The organism is Pseudomonas sp. CP4 (assembly GCF_047758505.1).
Classification (GTDB): Bacteria; Pseudomonadota; Gammaproteobacteria; order Pseudomonadales; family Pseudomonadaceae; genus Aquipseudomonas; species Aquipseudomonas fluorescens_AO.
The window spans coordinates 1,918,973-1,938,977 of record NZ_CP180489.1; the positions used below are offsets into that span (position 1 = coordinate 1,918,973).

14 protein-coding genes and 2 tRNA genes are annotated in these 20,005 nt (G+C 58.0%); 12 read left to right on the forward strand and 4 right to left on the reverse strand.

All coding sequences use genetic code 11. From position 1 onward, the window contains the following. Position 1: 1 nt before the first annotated feature. Together ACMYUN_RS08585 and dcd are read right to left on the reverse strand one after the other, a co-directional pair. Positions 2 to 208 carry a hypothetical protein gene (locus tag ACMYUN_RS08585; protein WP_039762600.1) on the reverse strand — a complete coding sequence of 69 codons (207 nt, stop codon included), beginning with the start codon at positions 206 to 208 and terminating at the stop codon, positions 2 to 4. Positions 209 to 315: 107 nt separating this feature from the next. Next, complete coding sequence (gene dcd, locus ACMYUN_RS08590) at positions 316 to 882, reverse strand: dCTP deaminase (RefSeq protein WP_007940589.1); 567 nt, start codon at positions 880 to 882, stop codon at positions 316 to 318. 355 nt (positions 883 to 1,237) lie between these two features. Between dcd and ACMYUN_RS08595 the strand changes: the two genes are divergently transcribed. Then, positions 1,238 to 1,447 (forward strand): cold-shock protein, encoded by a 210-nt coding sequence (locus ACMYUN_RS08595; protein WP_002554837.1) that lies wholly within the window; start codon positions 1,238 to 1,240, stop codon positions 1,445 to 1,447. A gap of 117 nt (positions 1,448 to 1,564) precedes the next feature. Here the strand turns inward: ACMYUN_RS08595 and ACMYUN_RS08600 are convergent, their stop codons facing one another. Beyond that, positions 1,565 to 2,572: a DUF481 domain-containing protein gene (locus tag ACMYUN_RS08600; RefSeq protein WP_129998819.1), complete on the reverse strand. Its 1,008-nt coding sequence runs from the start codon at positions 2,570 to 2,572 to the stop codon at positions 1,565 to 1,567. 165 nt (positions 2,573 to 2,737) lie between these two features. On the opposite strand from ACMYUN_RS08600, the gene ACMYUN_RS08605 reads away from it, so the two are divergent. From ACMYUN_RS08605 to ACMYUN_RS08620, 4 genes are all read left to right on the forward strand, one after another. Next, positions 2,738 to 3,091, forward strand: a complete 354-nt coding sequence (locus ACMYUN_RS08605) for an MGMT family protein (protein ID WP_016771391.1) — start codon at positions 2,738 to 2,740, stop codon at positions 3,089 to 3,091. A 43-nt stretch (positions 3,092 to 3,134) separates the two neighbouring features. Beyond that, positions 3,135 to 4,694: an AmpG family muropeptide MFS transporter gene (locus tag ACMYUN_RS08610; RefSeq protein WP_415763476.1), complete on the forward strand. Its 1,560-nt coding sequence runs from the start codon at positions 3,135 to 3,137 to the stop codon at positions 4,692 to 4,694. A 129-nt stretch (positions 4,695 to 4,823) separates the two neighbouring features. Next, positions 4,824 to 6,539: a proline--tRNA ligase gene (locus ACMYUN_RS08615; RefSeq protein ID WP_024011894.1), complete on the forward strand. Its 1,716-nt coding sequence runs from the start codon at positions 4,824 to 4,826 to the stop codon at positions 6,537 to 6,539. Between the two features lie 17 nt (positions 6,540 to 6,556). Next, complete coding sequence (locus tag ACMYUN_RS08620; RefSeq protein ID WP_039762595.1) at positions 6,557 to 7,510, forward strand: hypothetical protein; 954 nt, start codon at positions 6,557 to 6,559, stop codon at positions 7,508 to 7,510. Positions 7,511 to 7,620: 110 nt separating this feature from the next. On the opposite strand, the gene dinB is transcribed toward ACMYUN_RS08620, so the two are convergent. After that, positions 7,621 to 8,682 carry a DNA polymerase IV gene (gene dinB / locus ACMYUN_RS08625; protein WP_039762593.1) on the reverse strand — a complete coding sequence of 354 codons (1,062 nt, stop codon included), beginning with the start codon at positions 8,680 to 8,682 and terminating at the stop codon, positions 7,621 to 7,623. A gap of 279 nt (positions 8,683 to 8,961) precedes the next feature. Between dinB and ACMYUN_RS08630 the strand changes: the two genes are divergently transcribed. The 7 genes from ACMYUN_RS08630 to ACMYUN_RS08660 all read left to right on the forward strand — a co-directional run bounded on the left by ACMYUN_RS08630 (position 8,962) and on the right by ACMYUN_RS08660 (position 19,992). Further along, positions 8,962 to 9,038, forward strand: a tRNA-Met gene (locus tag ACMYUN_RS08630). A gap of 217 nt (positions 9,039 to 9,255) precedes the next feature. Beyond that, a tRNA-Met gene (locus ACMYUN_RS08635) sits at positions 9,256 to 9,332 on the forward strand. Between the two features lie 279 nt (positions 9,333 to 9,611). Then, on the forward strand, positions 9,612 to 12,251 hold the full coding sequence (gene mprF, locus ACMYUN_RS08640; protein WP_415763477.1) for a bifunctional lysylphosphatidylglycerol flippase/synthetase MprF: 2,640 nt from the start codon (positions 9,612 to 9,614) through the stop codon (positions 12,249 to 12,251). Then, the gene (locus ACMYUN_RS08645) at positions 12,251 to 13,546 is read left to right on the forward strand and encodes a virulence factor family protein (RefSeq protein WP_415763478.1); all 1,296 of its coding nucleotides are present in this window, start codon (positions 12,251 to 12,253) and stop codon (positions 13,544 to 13,546) included. Before mprF ends, ACMYUN_RS08645 begins: the two co-directional genes overlap by 1 nt. 182 nt (positions 13,547 to 13,728) lie before the next feature. Continuing rightward, the gene (locus ACMYUN_RS08650) at positions 13,729 to 16,494 is read left to right on the forward strand and encodes a hypothetical protein (protein ID WP_415763479.1); all 2,766 of its coding nucleotides are present in this window, start codon (positions 13,729 to 13,731) and stop codon (positions 16,492 to 16,494) included. Beyond that, positions 16,481 to 19,198, forward strand: coding sequence for an adenosine deaminase (locus ACMYUN_RS08655; RefSeq protein WP_415763480.1), 2,718 nt, complete (start codon positions 16,481 to 16,483; stop codon positions 19,196 to 19,198). The genes ACMYUN_RS08650 and ACMYUN_RS08655 overlap by 14 nt, the downstream gene beginning before the upstream one ends. 467 nt (positions 19,199 to 19,665) lie before the next feature. Then, the gene (locus ACMYUN_RS08660) at positions 19,666 to 19,992 is read left to right on the forward strand and encodes a DUF3077 domain-containing protein (protein WP_415763481.1); all 327 of its coding nucleotides are present in this window, start codon (positions 19,666 to 19,668) and stop codon (positions 19,990 to 19,992) included. Positions 19,993 to 20,005 lie beyond the last annotated feature (13 nt).

Sequence of the window (20,005 nt, forward strand, 5' to 3'; positions counted from 1 at the left end):
ATCAGGCGACAGGCGCCGGAGGCGGTTCGTCCGGCAGCGTAGGCTCGCCTGGTTCGGTCGGTTGTTCGTTGGGAGTATCGGGATCGGGCTGGCCGGGCACGCCGGACAGGCTCAAAGACGGATTCGCCAATAGCGACCAGGCCAGAACGCCTATCTGATTGGGCTCAAGCCTTGCCAGTTCAGCGCTGATTCGCGGGTCGATCTTCATAGGGCACTCCTCAGTGAAGGCCCGATTCTGTGTGTAACAAAAACGGGCAGTACACCCCATAGAGTGTCTGCCCGCCAAAGAATTCCCGACATCCGTCGGATGGTCGATCAGGTACGCGGCAAGGTTACGCCACGCTGGCCCTGATATTTGCCGCCACGATCCTTGTAGGAAACTTCACATTCTTCATCGGATTCGAGGAAGAGCATCTGCGCCACACCTTCGTTGGCGTAGATTTTCGCCGGCAGGTTGGTGGTGTTGGAGAACTCCAGCGTCACGTGGCCTTCCCACTCAGGCTCGAGCGGAGTGACGTTGACGATGATGCCGCAGCGCGCGTAGGTGCTTTTACCCAGGCAGATGGTCAGCACATTGCGCGGAATGCGGAAGTACTCGACGGTGCTGGCCAGGGCGAAGGAGTTCGGCGGAATGATGCAGACGTCGCTGTGGATGTCGACGAAGCTGCCGGCGTCGAAGTTCTTCGGGTCGACGATGGCCGAGTTGATGTTGGTGAACACCTTGAAGTGGTTGGTGCAACGCACGTCGTAGCCGTAACTCGACACGCCGTAGGAAATCACCCGGCTGTCGTCGCTGCCGCGCATCTGGCGCTCGACGAACGGTTCGATCATGCCGTGTTCCTGCGCCATGCGGCGAATCCACTTGTCCGATTTGATGCTCATGGCGGGTTTGTCCTGAATAGCGAGGTGGAAAAATTCTGTCCGGCATCTTACCGGGCGCGTCGTCTCGTTCAAAGTGCGCAACGCAATTCTCGGCGAACACCCCGTATTTACGCGATGTGGCGACGAACCGTCGCACCGCCGATCCCTAAAACACAGAATCCTTTGCAAGAAACATTGGCACGTTCCGGAAAAAGGGTTAAGGTGGCGTCACTGTGTTGCTTGTGTCACTGAGAATCTCTACACGATATGTTGAATTTCGATCCAACCATCTACAAGAATTTTTCCTGCTCTTTGCACTCAGTCTCGGCCAGGGTTCTTCCTGAGTCGCAGTTATCTTTGTTCAAGGAGTTACACCATGTCTAATCGCCAAACCGGTACCGTTAAGTGGTTCAACGATGAAAAAGGCTTCGGCTTCATCACTCCACAATCCGGTGACGACCTGTTCGTTCACTTCAAAGCTATCCAATCCGACGGCTTCAAAAGCCTGAAAGAAGGCCAACAGGTTTCTTTCATCGCTACCCGCGGTCAGAAAGGCATGCAAGCTGAAGAAGTACAAGTTATCTAACTTGTAGCTTCTTTAGAAAAGAGCCCCGCCCTTAAAAGCGGGGCTTTTTTGTGGGCGCCTGTTTTTTCAGGCAAAAAAAATCGCAGCCCGAAAGTCTGCGATTTTTTGTTTGTGCCTTTACCAAGCCACGCCAAACCCTGCGGTATAACGGGTCTTGTTCAAATCCGCATCGTTGGTGCCGCTGATGATGTCGCGCTCGGCCTTGAGGTTGAGCGATGCCCAGTCGGTGACCTTGTAGCGCAGGCCCAGCTCGGCATCCAGCGCGTAATCAGCAACCCCCGAAAGCGGCTTGCCGACTTCGCCATTGGTGAAGAACTCGACCTTCTTGCCGATCAGGTAGCGGTTGTAGTCCCACTTCATCGCGACGGAATAGAAGTTGTCCTTGCTGCCATCGCGATATTCGTAGTCGGTGCGGTTGAGCAACGAACCCAGCGAGAACGCGCCGAGCTCGTCATCCCAGAACTGGTAACCCGGACCGGTACCAACGACACGCTGGCGCGCCAGCTCTTCAATGTGATCACGCTTGTAGTTCAGACGGCCCTGCCAGAACCACTGATCGGTGAGGAAGCGGTCGAGGGAGTATTCGGCGCGCCAGTTGTTGGTGGTGGTTTCCGCATCCTGCACTTCGCGGTTGTACTCGCCCTCGGCGGTATGCCGCCAGCGACCATGCCGCGCCGACGTCTTGAACGCAACGTCGTAATCGTCGGTGTCCTTTTCGGCGCGCTGGTAATCCAGGGCGAGATCGACGTTGCCCTTCCACACCAGGTCGGTGACGATCGGCTTGGGCTTGAGAATCTGCTGAATGCTCGCCAGTTCGACAGTCTTCGGCGCCTCGCCATTGGCCAGGGTGACCTTGCCATCGTCGGCTGCCGTCAGTGACTTCGACACTTCGCCGGCATAGGCATCCTGTTTCACCAACAGATGCTGATCGCTGTCGAGGGTCTTGACCTCTTTCCAGTCAATCGCCACCGCACCGGCGTATTTGGTCTGGATCAACAGCTTGCCGCCGTCGAATACCGTGATGGTGCCGCTCAGCTTGTCGCCGTTTTTCAACCAGACGGTGTCGGCAAGCAGGGGCGTGGACGCGCTGAAAACAGCAAGGCACAACAAGGTTCTGGGGAACATAAGCAGATCGGGGGCTCAGAGTTGGCGAAAAAGGTCGGCATTATCCGTAGGATTTTGCCCATGACAAGGACTGACCGGACTATTTCAATTGAGTTCATTTCTCAACTGGACCGCGAGCGATTACCCTTGTCGCCATCGTCACGCCAATGCTCAGGAGCCGCGTACGTGAAAGACCCGCTCGACAGCGTTGAAAACGATGCGCAAATCCGACGCACGGCGCTCTACTCGACACTCGCCCAAGTGCCCGAAGGCAAAGTCGTCAGTTATGGACAGTTGGCCGAACTCGCCGGGCTGGGCCGTGCCGCGCGCTGGGTCGGGCGGACTTTGAGTCAGTTGCCCGGCGACACCAAGCTGCCCTGGCACCGCGTACTCGGCGCCGGCGGACGCATCAGTCTGCCGGTCGGCAGCCCCTCCGGTGATGAACAACGTGCGCGATTGCGCATGGAAGGCATCACCGTCCAGAACAATCGTGTGGATATTCGGCGCCATGGCTGGCGTCCGGTAGAGCACAGCGGTTAGAGTGCGCGCTTTGTTTTCGCAATTTTGAGGCAGACTTCAGCCCATGCCCCGTAAAACCTGGCGCGCCGCGCTCGCCGCCTATGCCAGTCCTTCGACGCTCGTGCTGTTGTTGCTCGGTTTTGCCGCCGGCCTGCCGTACATGCTGGTGTTCTCGACGCTCTCCGTATGGCTTCGTGAAGCGGGCGTGGCCCGTGAAACCATCGGCTATGCCAGCCTCATCGGCCTGGCGTATGCGTTCAAATGGGTCTGGTCGCCCCTGCTCGACCAATGGCGCCTGCCCTTGCTGGGCAAACTCGGCCGCCGCCGTTCCTGGCTGGTGCTCTCCCAGGCACTGGTGATTCTCGGGCTGATCGGCATGGGCTTCTGTGATCCGCAAAAGCATTTGTCCTGGCTGATCGCCATTGCCGTCGTAGTCGCCTTCGCCTCGGCCACCCAAGATATCGCGGTCGACGCCTATCGCCTGGAAATCGCCGATGACAGCCGCCAGGCCGCGCTCGCCGCCAGCTATATGTCCGGCTACCGCGTTGCCGCCCTGCTCGCCACCGCCGGCGCGCTGTTCTTCGCCGAAGGTTTCGGCTCAACCGGCTTCAACTATAAGCACGCGGCATGGACCGGCACCTATGTACTGTTTGGCGCATTGATGGTGCCCGCGCTGCTGACCACGCTGTTCATGCGCGAACCACCGGTGCCGCTGCGCACGCAGTTGCAGGCCGGGCGCTATACGTTCATGCATCAATTGATGTCGGTGTTCGTGCTGATCATATTGCTGGTGTCGGTACCGGCGATGTTTACCCAGTTGTACAACACCGATTTTGCCGGCGTGCTGTTCGGCGACATGAGCCCGCTCGATCTGCTGCTCGAAGACCGCGCCTTTCTGCGCGCCATCCTCTATACGTTGCTGACGGGGATGTGCCTGTCGGCCATGGGCCGGCGCGGATTGGCACCGGTACTGACGCCGGTCAATGACTTCATCCTGCGCTATCGCTGGCAGGCGCTGTTGCTGCTGGGCCTGATCGCCACCTATCGGATGTCGGACACAGTCATGGGCGTGATGGCCAACGTGTTCTACATCGACCAGGGTTTCACCAAGGATCAGATCGCCAGTGTCAGCAAGATCTTCGGCCTGATCATGACCCTCGTCGGCGCCGGCATGGGCGGGCTGTTGATCGTGCGTTTCGGCATTCTGCCGATCCTGTTTATCGGTGGCGTGGCTTCGGCGGCGACCAACCTGCTGTTCGTCATGCTCGCGGACATGGGCCCGAACCTGCAAATGCTGGTGGTGACCATTTCCCTCGATAACTTCAGCTCGGGCCTGGCGACCTCGGCGTTCGTCGCCTACCTGTCGAGCCTGACCAACCTGAAATTCTCGGCGACGCAATATGCCCTGCTCAGCTCGATCATGCTGTTGCTGCCGCGCTTGATGGGCGGCTATTCCGGCGTGCTGGTCGAGAAGTTCGGCTATCACAGCTTCTTCCTCATCACCGCGCTGCTCGGCGTGCCGACGCTACTACTGATCGCGCTGCACTGGTTCCAGGAACGCCGCCGCGAAGGACAAACACCGACGCCCGAGCCTGCACCGACGCCGGTCACCGAAGAATCGTAGGACGCTTCGCCAATGGCGGGAAGAATCCCGCCGCTGGCGCCTTCCGCCGGCCACACTTCTGTACGTCAGCAAAACTCGCCGGTACACTGCTGCGTCATTTCCAGTCATAGCAACCGACAACGGCCAACCATGCGCACCAGTCAATTTTTGCTCGCCACACAGAAAGAAACGCCTTCCGACGCGGTCGTGATCAGCCACCAGCTGATGCTGCGCGCCGGCATGATCCGCAAGCTTGCCTCGGGCCTGTACACCTGGCTGCCGATGGGCCTGCGAGTCATGCGCAAGGTCGAAGCCATCGTTCGCGAAGAAATGAACGCTGCCGGTTCTCTAGAAGTGTTGATGCCGAGCACCCAACCGGCCGAGCTGTGGCAGGAATCGGGGCGCTGGGAAGAATACGGCCCTGAGCTGCTGCGCATCAAAGACCGCCACGGTCGTGATTTCTGCGCGGGCCCGACCCACGAAGAAGTGATCACCGATCTGATGCGCAACGAGTTGAGCAGCTACAAACAGCTGCCAATCAACCTGTACCAGATCCAGACCAAATTCCGCGATGAAATCCGCCCACGCTTCGGTTTGATGCGCGGCCGCGAATTCATCATGAAGGACGCCTACTCCTTCCACGCTGATCAGGCGTCGCTGCAGATCACTTATGACCGCATGCATGAAGCCTACTGCAACATCTTCACGCGTCTGGGTCTGAAATTCCGTCCGGTAGAAGCCGACAACGGCTCGATCGGCGGCGCCGGCTCCCACGAATTCCACGTGCTGGCCGAGTCCGGCGAAGACGATATCGTCTTCAGCAACGGTTCCGACTACGCGGCGAACATCGAAAAAGCCGAAGCGGTGCCTCGGGAAACCTCGCGGCCTGCGCCAACCGAAGAACTGCGCTTGGTCGATACGCCTGACACCAAGACCATCGCGGCGCTGGTGGAAAAATTCAATCTGCCGATTGAAAAGACCATCAAGACCCTGATCGTCCACGCCGAAGAAGAAGGCAAGCTGATCGCGCTGGTGATTCGTGGCGACCACGAACTGAACGAAATCAAGGCTGCCAACCAGCCTGGCGTGGCCAGCCCGCTGGTGATGGCCTCCGATGCCGAACTGCGTGACGCGATCGGCGCCGGCGCTGGTTCGCTCGGCCCGCTGAACCTGCCACTGCCGATCATCATCGACCGCTCGGTCGCGATGATGAGCGACTTCGGCATTGGCGCGAACATCGACGACAAGCACTACTTCGGCGTGAACTGGGAGCGCGATCTGCCGGTTCCGACCGTTGCCGACCTGCGCAACGTCGTCGCCGGCGACCCAAGCCCGGACGGCAAAGGCACGCTGGAAATCAAGCGCGGCATCGAAGTCGGCCACATCTTCCAGCTGGGCAACAAGTACAGCAAGGCGATGAAGTGCGAAGTGCTGGGCGAAAACGGCAAGCCGGTGACCCTGGAAATGGGTTGCTACGGCATCGGCGTATCGCGCGTGGTGGCTGCTGCCATCGAGCAGAACAACGACGCCAACGGCATCATCTGGAGCGACACCCTGGCGCCGTTCCAGATTGCTCTGGTACCGCTGCGCTATGAAACCGAGCAGGTGCGCGAAGCCACCGACAAGCTGTACGCCGAACTGACGGCGGCCGGCTTCGAAGTGCTGCTGGACGATCGCGACAAGAAAACCAGCCCGGGCATCAAGTTTGCGGACATGGAGCTGATCGGCATTCCCCACCGGATTGTGGTCAGCGACCGCGGCCTCGCCGAAGGCAACCTGGAATACAAGAGTCGTTCCGAAGCAGAGGCGCAAGCGCTGCCGGTGGCCGATGTTGTGTCCTTCCTTCAGGCCCGTATCCGCCGCTGAAACCAGATAGAGACGTCATGTTCAAGCGAAACACCTTAGGCCTCGGTGGCGCCGCCCTGTGCGGCGCCCTGCTGGTCAGCGGCTGCGCCAATCACATGTCGCAACGCAGCGAGCACGAAGAGCGGGTCGAGCGAAAGTTGCTCAACCACAGCCTGCAGATCGATGTAGGCGAGCCGAAAGTGCTCGAGCTGCCGCAACGACGCGTGAAGATCAACGAGCAGAAGACTTTCGAAGTCACCGAGTTCGAGGTCACCCGCCGTTACGACCGCTACACGCCTTATCAACCCTGGCGCGAAGTCTATGAGATTCCGCTGGGCGCGGTGGCCGTGGTCGGTGGTGTCGGTGCGAACGTGGTCAACGTGTTCGCACTCGGCAATCTGCCGGACAGCGTCACCCGGGATTGGCTGAGCTACGGTTTCGCCGGGCTCAACCCGTTCATGAACGTGCAGTCCAACGGTCGCGCGCAACAGAACCTCGCCGGCATCGATGAAGTCCAGCGCGACAAGCGCACGGAGTATTCGAGCCTGCCATGGAGCGAGCGGCCGGTGCAGGTCAAGGCCGGCAAGCAAACATTCGACATGACCACCGACCGCAACGGCGTGTTGCGCTTGAACCTGCTCGACAGTCCGTTTGCCGAACATGACCTCAACCATATCGGCCGCTTGCAGATCAGTGTCGAAGACGCCAAGGACGATGTGCATACCGACTCGACGCTGATGCTCAGCGGCCACCTGCGCGGCAAGTTGATTGAGGCGCACGGGCTGATTTACGACGACCTGGAAGATGACGAAGTGAGCCAGTGGGTCCACCGGGTCAAACGTCTGTCGGAACTGGGCCTGGAAGAAGAAGCCAGCGAACTGGAACAGAGCCTGATCGAACTGACCCGCAATGATCCTGAATTGCAGGCTGAGTTTCTCAAGGCGTTGACCAAGGATGCCGGGCGTTTAGTGGCTGATCCGGGACCGAATTAAAGCTTAGAAACTTCGCGAGCAGGCTCGCTCCCACAAGGGATTTGTGAACGACGCAGATCCAATGTGGGAGCGAGCCTGCTCGCGAAGACGCCCTGCCAGGCGCCGCGAATCTACCGCTCAAACAACTCCATCTGCTCAAACCCGCCGCGCAAATCCTCCAGCCTCACCCCCACGCCCAACAACCGCACCGGTTTGCCGCCGCGATTGAACGCCTGCGTCAGCAATAATTGATAACTGCCCAAATCGCGCCCTGCCCCGGCCTGTTCCAGTGTGGTCTGGGTGAAATCATGAAATTTGACTTTGACGAACGGCTTGCCCGGTCGATAACTGCTGTCGATCCGCGACATGCGGGTTTGCAAGGTATCGAGCAGCTCGGGCAATTTGTCGAGGCAGGCGCGCAAATCCGGAAGATCAACATCGTAGGTGTTTTCCACACTGATCGACTGACGCCGACTGTCGTTGTGCACCAGACGGTCATCGATCCCACGGGCCAGATTCCACAAGCGCTCGCCGAAACTGCCAAATTCGCGCACCAACGCCAGCCTCCCCCACTCGCGCAGGTGCTGACAGTCAACGATGCCAAGCTTGCCGAGCTTGTCGGCGGTGACCTTGCCGACGCCGTGCAGCTTGCTCACCGGCAGACCGCTGACGAAATCCTCGACCTGATCCGGGGTGATCACGAATAAACCGTTGGGTTTTTTCCAGTCGCTGGCGATCTTCGCCAGAAACTTGTTTGGCGCGACGCCTGCGGAAACGGTGATGTGCAGTTGATTGGAGACGCGGCGGCGAATGTCCTGGGCGATGCGCGTGGCGCTGCCACCAAAGTGCGCGCTGTCGGAGACGTCGAGGTAGGCCTCGTCCAGCGAAAGCGGCTCGATCAGGTCGGTGTAGTCGGCAAAGATCGTATGAATTTCCTTCGACGCTTCGCGATAAGCCTCCATGCGCGGCTTGACGATGGTCAGGTCCGGGCACAGCTTCAACGCATGCCCGGAGGCCATCGCCGAGCGAACACCATAGGCGCGAGCTTCATAATTGCAGGTGGCGATCACCCCGCGTCGATCCGCCGAACCACCCACCGCTAACGGCTTGCCGGCCAAACGAGGATCATCGCGCATCTCGATGGCGGCGTAGAAACAGTCACAGTCAATGTGGATGATTTTTCGCTGGGTCATGTCGGAAAAAGACAACGTGGCAAGCCGGAGCGGCAGTATCTCACTCACACCTGTATATAGCACCAGTGGTTGAATATTCTTTTCCGACCGTAGGAGATTTCCGCTGAATTTATTTTTTCAATCACAGATCAACACGCAATAGAGCTGAAAGCCTTGCGCCACCTGCCCTGTGCGCCGGCCAACCGCCGCTAACATACGCTAAGCACTTGAACCTCAACAGATTTATCCAGATCGGCGGTTGACACACGCGCGAACCTCTGTAGAATGCCGCCACACAGACGCGGGATGGAGCAGTCTGGTAGCTCGTCGGGCTCATAACCCGAAGGTCGTCGGTTCAAATCCGGCTCCCGCAACCAAACATCAGAAAAGGCTACTCGAAAGAGTGGCCTTTTTTGTGCGCGTCTGTTTTGCAAATGAGCGCCCCGCTCAATCGCAAGCAAAACGGCAATTCGTTGCATTTCCGAAACTTACACATTACCTGCGACCGTTTGCCGCGATTTCGCAGTTATTTGACCCATTCCAGGATTAGCGGTTGACACCTCGCCGTTCGCCTGTAGAATGCCGCCACACAGACGCGGGATGGAGCAGTCTGGTAGCTCGTCGGGCTCATAACCCGAAGGTCGTCGGTTCAAATCCGGCTCCCGCAACCAAACATCAAAAAAGGCTACTCGAAAGAGTGGCCTTTTTTGTATCTGTTGAAAAAGTCCTTTCGCAACAATGATCTGTCACTGTGCAGTGAACCGCTGGGGATCATCGGAAACGCTGAGTTGCGACTATGCTTGAGTCGCAGACAGGGCTTCTGCAATCCAGGAACTGCCCTCGCCGATGCCCGACGAGAGGCGTAGTATTTTGTGATTATTTTTTTCTACAGGGATTGGTAACTTGGCTGGATACCTCCATCCTGTCGCGCACAATCCAAGAGGTGATTGATGCGCGCCAACTCGTCTGACCCACAAGACACCGTTACAGCAGAACAACCGATCAAACCCGAGCGTTTGCGCTGGCTGGATCGGTTAAGCAAATACCGTCAGCCGATCGGTCTGGCCGTCACGTTGCTGCTGTTTGCCATTGCCCTGATTGCCTGCCGCCATCTGCTCGCCGAGCTTGATCTCGATGCGCTGCATGACTCGATTCTCGATGTACCGAAACCGGCCCTGCTCGGCGCCATTGGCGCGACGGTGGTCGGTTTCATCATCCTGCTCGGCTATGAATGGTCGGCCAGCCGCTACGCCGGTGTAAAACTGCCGCCGCGCATGCTCGCGCTCGGCGGCTTCACCGCTTTTGCGATCGGCAATGCGATCGGCCTGTCGCTGCTCTCCGGTGGCTCGGTTCGCTATCGTTTATATGCGCGATTGGGCGTCGGTGCGTCGGAAGTCGCGCACATGACCTTGTTCGCCAGCCTCTCGCTGGGCTGCGCCTTGCCGCCGCTGGCCGCGCTGGCGACCTTGAGTAACCTGCCGGCCGCCTCGCAGGCCTTGGGATTGTCCGAAGTCTTGCTCGGTTCTGTCGCCGCTGCCGTATTGATCGTCGGTGCTGTGCTGGCAATCGGCATCTATCGCCGTCGTCTGCCGGAACAGCCCTACCCCGACAATCTGCTGGTCCGCGCCGGTCGGCGCACATTGCGCCTGCCGGGTCGGCGCCTGACCTTGCTGCAACTGGTGATCACCGCTCTCGATGTCGCGGCTGCCGCCACCGTTCTGTATTTGTTGCTGCCGGAAGCGCCGCCGTTTGCGCCGTTCCTGCTGGTGTATCTGCTGGCGCTGGCCGCCGGTGTACTCAGCCATGTACCGGGCGGCGTTGGCGTGTTCGAAGCGATTCTGCTCGCGGCGTTTGCCGACAAGCTTGGCGCCGCGCCGCTGGCCGCTGCCCTGCTGCTGTATCGCCTGATCTACGTGGTGCTGCCGCTGCTGGTCGCTTGCGTATTGCTGCTGATCAACGAAGGCCAGCGCCTGTTTCAGACCCAGACCATGCGCGCCGCGTCCGGTCTGGCCGCGCCGATTCTGGCGGTGTTGGTGTTCCTGTCGGGCGTGGTGTTGCTGTTTTCCGGCGCGACCCCAGAGATCGACACGCGCCTGGAGCACATCGGTTTTCTGATCCCGCATCGCCTGGTCGACGCCTCGCACTTCGGCGCCAGCCTGATTGGCGTGCTGTGCCTGTTGCTCGCCCAAGGCCTGCGCCGGCGTCTGTCGGCGGCGTGGATGCTGACCGTCATTCTGCTGCTGGTCGGCGCCCTGCTCTCGCTACTCAAAGGCTTCGACTGGGAAGAAGCCACGCTGATGACGTTTACGGCCGCGCTGCTCGGCGTGTTCCGCCGCTCCTTCTATCGCCCGAGCCGTTTGACCGAACTGCCGTTTTCGCCGCTGTATCTGGTCGCCAGTCTCTGCGTGCTGGGCGCTTCGGCCTGGTTGCTGCTGTTTGCCTATCAGGACGTACCCTACAGCCACCAGCTGTGGTGGCAGTTCACCCTCGACGCTGACGCGCCGCGCGGTCTGCGCTCGCTGCTCGGTGCGGCGGTGTTGCTGGTAATAATCTCGCTGACCTGGCTGCTGCGCACCGCGCGCCCGGTGATTCATTTGCCGACGCCGGACGAACTGGATCGCGCGGCAAAAATCCTCATGGCCTCGTCACAACCCGACGGCGGCCTCGCGCTGACCGGTGACAAGGCGTTGCTGTTTCATCCCAACGATGAGGCGTTCCTGATGTACGCCCGTCGTGGCCGCAGTCTGGTGGCGCTGTACGACCCGATCGGGCCGAGCCAGCAACGTGCGGAAATGATCTGGCAGTTCCGCGACCTCTGCGACATTCATCACACCCGTCCCGTGTTCTATCAAGTACGCGCGGAGAATTTGCCGTATTACATGGACATCGGCCTGACTGCGATCAAGCTCGGCGAAGAAGCCCGGGTCGATCTGCTGCGCTTCGATCTGGAAGCCAAGGGCAAGGAGATGAAGGACCTGCGCTACACCTGGAACCGTGGAACCCGTGATGGTCTGTCGCTGGAAATCCATGAGCCGGGCCAGGCGCCGATGGACGAGCTGAAGGTGATTTCCGATGCCTGGCTGACCGGCAAGAACGTGCGCGAGAAAGGCTTCTCCCTCGGCCGCTTCAGCGACGATTACCTGAAGCATTTCCGCATTGCGGTGATTCGCTTCGAAGGCCGCCCGGTGGCGTTCGCCAATCTGCTCGAGACCTACAGCCACGATCTGGCCAGTCTCGACCTGATGCGCGCGCACCCGGAAGCGCCGAAGCTGACCATGGAATTCATGATGGTCGGCCTGATTCAACACTATAAGAGTCACGGATACGCGCGCTTCAGCCTGGGCATGGTGCCGTTGTCGGGGCTGCAACCCCGGCGCGGCGCTCCGCTGACCCAGCGCCTGGGCTCGATGGTCTTCCGCCGTGGTGAGCAGCTGTACAACTTCCAAGGTTTGCGCCGTTTCAAAGACAAGTTCCAGCCTGACTGGGAACCCCGTTATATGGCCGTGCCCGCCGGACTCGATCCGCTCGTGGCGCTGGCCGACACTGCTGCCCTGATCGCGGGCGGCTTGACTGGATTGGTGAAACGCTGATGATTCAACGCTCCCTGAAGTACATCCTGGCCGCCCTGCTGGTGCTGGCCGTGATTGCCGGCGGCGGTTACTGGTACCTCAAACGCCCGGCACCGGAACCGACCGTCGAACAACTGAAACCCGCCGATGGCACAGCCATGACCCGCGTGATCCCCGGCAGCAAGCCGAAGGCTCAGGTGCTGGTGGCCGTCACCGACGAACAGAAGCTCACTGAGAAACAACTGACCACCCTCAGCCGCAGCGCCTCGGCGCAGATCGTCCAGGTGATCCTGCCCAAGGACTGCCTGCTGCAAAGCCGCGCCCTGCAATCGGGCCTGCGCGAACTGAATGGCCCGGCCACCCTGGTCAGCGGCATCGGCCCTGGCGCCGTACTGGCGTGGCGCTGGCTGGCGGAACAGAAAGACGACAAGGCCCAGGCCGTCTCCGTCGATCTGGCCCTGGAAAAACCCGGCTGCACCCACCTGTTGCCGAAATCCGCCGCCCACGGCCACTGGCTGGTGGCGTGGAACGACAACCCGGACGATGCCAGCGCAGGCTTCGTGCGCGATCAGCCGAACGCCGAAACCAGCATCAGCGACTACGACATCAACCTGCCGCAAGTGCTGAACAACGAACTGCGCAAAATCCTCGTCGGCGGCGACAAGGCCAACGGCGGCCTGGCGATCCCGGTAGTTGAAGTGCCGGCCGGTCAGGCCAACGACACCGTAACCCTGTTCCTCTCCGGCGACGGCGGCTGGCGCGACCTCGACCGCGACGTGGCCGGGGAAATGGCCAAGATCGGCTACCCGGTGGTCGGCATCGATACCCTGCGCTACTACTGGCAGCACAAGAGCCCGGAGCAAAGCGCACTGGACCTCACCGAACTGATGCAGCACTACCGGCAGAAATGGGGCACCAAACGCTTCATCCTCACCGGCTATTCGTTCGGCGCTGACGTACTCCCGGCGATCTACAACCGCCTGCCAGAGAACGAACAGCAGCGCGTCGACGCGATCATCCTGCTCGCCTTCGCCCGCACCGGCAGCTTCGAAATCGAAGTCGAAGGCTGGCTCGGCAACGCCGGCAAAGAAGCCGCCACTGGCCCGGAGATGGCCAAGCTGCCAGCGGCCAAGGTTGTGTGCATCTATGGTGAAGAAGAGACGGATGAGAGTGGCTGCACGGACAAGACTGCTGTGGGTGAAGCGGTGAAACTGCCCGGCGGGCATCACTTTGATGAGAATTACCCGGCGCTGGCAAAGCGTCTGGTGGACTTGATCCAGAAGCGTCAGGCGGCGACTCAGGTGGCTGAAGAGTGATCTGAAAGGCTCCAACAAAGAGCCCCCGCAGCGACATAGCTGAGGGGGCTTTTTTAAGCGAGTCGTTCGGAACTAGAGGAAGTAGAGCAGATTTTCAAAAACAAACGTCGACAGCGCCATTATCTCGCCAGTACTTCTATCTCCGGGTAAACTCCAGATATTTTTAGGAAGGGATACCGACAATGAGCGAACCGTCACTAGTCATCAACCTCTCAATAAGTGAAACTGGAAGGTTCACCGAGGGTAATGACATCTTGCAACGCGACGCCATAAAGCGTCTCGATAGCCTGATCATCGAGCAGGTAAACGGTATCTCCGAAGAGAGCGAAGACAGCTACGCTAAGGTCAAAGAGACCTCCTTGAGCTACAGGCGCATACACAACGCAATGCTAATTGAAGGTGGGCGCGGCAGTGGCAAAACCACTTTTCTTCTGAATGCATTACACCGATTGAACACTGCGCAAAAGCTCGACAAATCAATAGAGCCAGACATCGCTAAGGTGGCGGAAAAGCTCTATGTCCTGCCGATGATTGACCCGACACTGATAGAAACCAAAGAAAATATCATTATCGTCATTCTGTCGATGATCGAGGCTGCCATTGCCGATGTAGCGGACGATTGCGGCAAAATGGAGAAGGTGCGTCAATCTCTCGCAGAAGGGCTCGGCCTGTTGGACGGGATCGGGCCCGACTCGGCCTACGGTAACGAATGGGAAGATGCTAATTGGGTCATGAGCCGCGGCCTGCATAAAGCCAAGAAAGGTCGCATGTTCGAGTTGAAGTTTGGCGTCTATCTCGAAACGGCGCTGGCCATGCTCAATAAAAAGGCTTTCGTCATTGCGTTTGACGACGTCGATACAAACTTTAGCCACGGCCACACAATCCTTGAGACCATCCGCAAGTATCTGACCTCTCCCCGCCTCGTGCTTTTGCTTTCCGGCGACCTGGATCTCTATGGTCGACTGCTGCGACGAAATATTTATGGCACGTTCGGTGAACAGGTACTCAAACACGATCCCGCCGTAATTGGAGATGACAAGCGCAACCTTGGCCATGCTGTGCTTGAACTGGAAGAGCAGTACCTTTTGAAGATCGTACCGCCACAAAACCGAATCGCGATGCTGCCGCTAGGAGGCATCATGCAGGGTTCAGGAGTTTGCGTTAAGCCAAGCCTGAATGAGAGCAGTGTACAAGATCTGCCTTTGTGGGCGACCGCACGGATTCGAAAGCTATTGCTCGAAAAGGACGGTCAATCGCAGAGGTTTTTCGACTTCGTCTCCATGGAACACCTGCGCTTAGTTATTGGCTATCTGCAAGCGCTTAACCAGGATGACCAAAAATCCAGTCGTCAGATGATCTTAAAGGTATTCGAAACCCGACTAAGAACGAGCCAGGTCCCGACTGATCTCATTGAGCGAGGCAACTTCGACTACTCTCTGAAAGCGGCATTCGAGTGGCTGTACAAGCAAGACGACGCACCCGATTTGCTGCAATTCGGGGTTCCGGTAGATCCGGTAAGGGCAGTCGTGTTGCATTGTCTGGCTTTGGCACTCGCCCAAGGTTTAAAGTCAAACAACGGAGGATCACTGAGGGCTCTGTTCGCACTGGCGTTGCCTGTCACCATGATGCGACGCCCGGAGAACGTGGATAAAGAGGTCCGAGCGGCCATTTTTCGATTCCTGTGGACCAAATCGTCTCCATCACTTCAAGAATTGGCGGCACGCATCGGAAATATCGACAGATCGCGCAGCCAAGAAGTCGCCAAGGTACCTGCCAGTTCATTTGGCTCGGTCGGGCTGACACAAAAACCTTCTTGGGGCGAGAGTTTGCAACGTGTCTACGGCCTAAAAAGTGAAAAGGGTGACAAGCTAACCGTAGGCGAGCTGAACGCTAAGCTCGAAAATCAAAAGCGCGATATATCAACAGTGAATTGGGTCAACAAGCTTTCAGATGCAGGTGCCGAACAATTGCAGGTACGACAAGGTGTCGGCTGGTTTTCGATCGATGACCTTCAAGATAATCGCACTGACAAATTTAGCGAGCTTCTGAATCTGATCGTCTATAAACGCTTCAGCGAGCGTGGTGAAGTATTTCGCTCACTCTCGGCTCTTTCACTGTTTGCCGTCATCGGTGAGCTCTTACTGTCCGACGATATTAGCGACCTGGCTTCATATTCCGTGTCCGCCATCGTTCCACCATTCAAGCGAGAGAAAACACAAAGCTATTTCACCGCCTCAAATGAAGCCGATGAAGAACAGAGCGAAGAAGACTCAAAGGATGATGACCACTCGGCCGACGAGCAGGACGAGCAAAACAAGCAGGACGATAGTCAGTTCAATAGTTTCGAGAAATATCTTAAGGAATGGCACGCCTTCGCACGCAATGACCGCCTTAATCTCGAGATTTCTCCATCATTGTTGGGGAGTATGGCATCGCGCATCCATGACGATCTGATGGATCTAGACAACAAAGTCAAATCGTCCTGGAAAAGTGGAGAGATCCTGCATCGCCAAATAACAAATATCCTACACGGGCTTCTTGTACTTACGTCAACGTCAACCGGGCGCAAAGAAAGCCCGAAGGACTCCGACCGCCCCTTCCATGACGCTCTTGTACGCATTGCAGAAAGCGATACAGAGACCCTGCACCCGCTGATTGTAGTCCTACTCTCTTGCCCACTAGTTTGGCTCTTCCTCCGCCATAAAGATGACAATAGGGAAACTAAGTTCAGTCAGTTAAAAATCGCTGCATTTGAAACACTGGAAAACTGGCTAGAAAATCAAGAGTCAGACAACGTTGAGATCAATCCCGACTTTTCCGTTTGGCTTACGCCACCGAAAATTGACATTAAAATCGGTAAAATACTTACATCCAAAAATCAGCGCTGGGTGAAGGTAGACGGCTTCTACGATGTCCTCAACGTTGTGCCACGTAATGTCACGAAATAAATCGAAGAAGTCCTCGCCCCTCAACACCGAGCTGTTCGAAGCTTGTGAGTTGGTGGACTACGCCAAATGCGTGCTGGGCAACTTGGACCTGCTGCGCGCTTTCGAGCGTTTAGCGCAATCCGCGCCCGCCAATGCCGATACGTTCAGCCATTTCACGAAGGAACAACAATCAACCCTGAACGACGCCCATAGCACGGGACGCTTTTTGGAAATGCGCCGACTGCATCCTGCGTTGACTGATGAGGGGGTCGAGAACCGAATCGCGCGGATCGTGAAGCAGATCAATGGCCGCACCGCAGTGCCCGATCAGTATCCAGGCAGTCTGCGCTTAGGTCGCGAGCAGAAACCGCAGAAAGGCCCGGGCGATGATCTGAATGGCAACCTGCCAGAACTGCTGTGGTGTCTCGGCGACATGTTCCTGTGCGAGGGCAACGACGGCTCGATCCGGGTGCGGACACGACTGCTCGAACCCTGGCAGGATCTGGTGCTAGTGGTTCCGCCGCTGCTAATTACGTCTGCCTGGATGGCGCAGCGTCTAGACTTGTCCGACGCCACGCCATCATCTGATGAGCTACGGCGCGCGGTCGACCGAATCGATGCATGGCTTTGCGATTCCACCCTGCCGGTTGACGATGATCCGTTTCTCGATCACCTGTGCCGAACCGAGGGACTGGACGAAACTCATCTGCACCTCAACGGCACCACCGAGGCCGAAAAGGTCTGGTTCGACGCGCTGGAACGACCGGAACAGGTGGTCGGCGGCCTTACAGCGAAAACCATCAAACAGGATATCGGCATCAGGGTATCTATCGGCAACGGTGTGAAACGCTTGCTGCAACAGGAAGACCCGGAACTTTCACCGGAACGACTGATGCTGCGGGTCACGAGCGCCGCTGCGCTAAAGGCAGGCTTGTTGAACCACGCAGCCGGGAAAGTTGCCCCGACGTTTGGCGAGCCTCCGGTGGCGGCCTATCGACGTGCACAGGAAGACTGTTTGCGCCGCCTTTCGTCACAGACACCCAGAGTGGTCAAGGAAGCCTGGCAACTGGTGGCACTGTTCAAGGGCTTCGATGAGAACCGTATGGACCACACCAGCGGTCTGCTACTCTGGCACTACGCACTGCTGCGCGCGCAGTTCTGTCGGCTGCTGATCCAGCAATCGGATCAGAAAGGCTTCGATCAGTTTCAAAGCATCACCCTTAACGAGTTGCGCGAAGCCACAGAAAAGGACTACGCCGAGCGTTTCCGCCAGATCGAGCGCGGACAGCAAAAAGGTGTGGATTTCCTAGAAGGCCGGTTTACCCCGAAAATGACCCCCGATGACAGCGCAAAATTGCTAGGGCTGATTTTGCGCGGCTATCTGGAATTCCTCGGAGAAGGTCCGACGCGACCGGCCGGAGTGATGCGCGAAGCTCGCGAGTATCGCTCTCTGTCGGACCTGCTGAGCCGGGTCCGGCAGTTGGAAAAAGGCGATGACCAATGGCCTAGCATTTCACGAGAGCAGCCCGGTCGCAGCCATATTCCCCTTTCGTCCCGACGCTTGCGTCTGGGGCTGGTGCCACACTTCGTAAAACAGAGCGATAAGAAGGAGCGTGAAAGCTTCTTTACCGGGGAGAAATTACGCGCGATTTGTCGGGATGCAAAAGTGCGTCGCGAATCCGATCAACGTGCGCGAGCACTAGTGGCGCTAATTCAGCGCACACCCGGGCTGGAAACGCTAATTCGCGGCATCGATGCAGCAAGCAATGAACGCCATGCCGGCCCCGAAGTATTCGCCCCGGTATTCCGACGTATGCGCCAAGCCGGGATTCGACGCTTTACCTATCATGCAGGTGAAGACTTCGGACACATTGTCTCCGGAATACGGGCTATCCACGAGGCAGTGGTCTTTCTCGACTTCGATGCGGGTTGCCGGATTGGACATGGCACGGCTTCGGGACTCGATCCGAAATCGTGGTGGCAAGCAGTTGGCGGCTACGTGGTCATGCCGGCCGAAGAGCGCCTGGACGACTTAGTATTCGCCAGAGAAATGCTGCTATCGACCCGCACCCACAGTGACAATCTGCCGTTGATTGAAGCGGAGATCCAGCGCCTGTCGATGAAGATCTGGAACGAGCCACGTATAACTCCGGATCTTCTCGCCGACTCGTGGAAACTGCGCTCCCTCGATCCCCTTGCACAGAACGTGAGCGTGGACGATGTGGATCCTAATCGCCGCTTCGAAGCCCGATGCTTTGCCAACGCCCGTCAGGGCAACGCTATAGCGCTCACTCACTTCCTGCGCCGACACGGCATCAACGCGAGCACCGAAGAGCTGAAGGCCGCCCGCGAGGACGTGGTCGTTTCACGGGAGAACGATGTGTTGCGCCCCAAGGTCATCAGGGCCCTTCAAAACGCGGTGCTGGGCTTACTACGTGAGCGCTCGATTGCGATTGAAACTCTTCCAAGCAGCAACCTGCGGATCAGCATCCACAAGAACTACAACGATCACCATGCGCGCAGCTGGCTGGGCTTGGGTAAACATCCGGTAGATGGTCCCGTCAGTGTAGTTATCGGCTCGGATGACCCAGGAATTTTTGCAACCGGTTTACGCCTTGAGTACGCCCACCTTTCGCGGATGCTGCACGCACATGTTATGTCGCCGTCAAGCGCCAAAGAATTACTTCGCAGGATGTGCTTGGATGCAAAACAGTATCGCTTCTGAGATAAGGCGCTGCACCAGCTGAGTCTGAGAAACAGTTCTGCAGCCGAACTGTCCTCGGTCGTAGGACAAAGGACAGTTCCTAACTGGCGACTGAAAGAAATTCAAGACGCACTTCATTAGTTAGTTTTGTAGATGATGTGTAATTTTGTTTACTTCTCGTCTCTCAATATCGGATGACGCCGACAGACCTTGTAGGCAAACTCCGAATCGTGTGTTATGGCGCCTTGCCGCCCTGTTGCGCTGTTTTTTGACAGGATACTCTCCGCACGTCGCTGACCCATTCAGCGATCGGGTGTGGTAACCCGGAGAAACCGGCGCAACAGCACGTCCATCACGTTATGGCAGCTGTGCGTGGGACGCCTTCGGGCGTGCCGGTTTCCTTGGTTCCCGGTTTACCACCCTGCGTACAGCTGCCTCCTTTCGCGTGGTAACGAAAGTCGCGGCACTTCGAACCAAGGAGTTACACGATGACTGAAAATGATCCGCACGGACCAGCACACCTTAAAACCATCGGCTTCACCCCCTTCCTCTACAACGCGAATGAAGCCCTTTTCAACGTTCGCTCCGGCATACCGATCATCGATGCCTTGTCCCAATCCTCCGACCTGCTGTACCTCGCCAAATCCTTTGCAGAAGACGCTGCCTACGCCAAAGACACCGACCGTCACGCTTGGGCGGCGCACTATCTGACGGTGATGGGCAAGGCTCTGATTGACGATGTGATACAAGCGCTGCTGCCACGACCTGCTCGCACAAAGACCGAATCCGAAGAAGAATTGCCTGAAAGCCACTAACACCACAGAACCC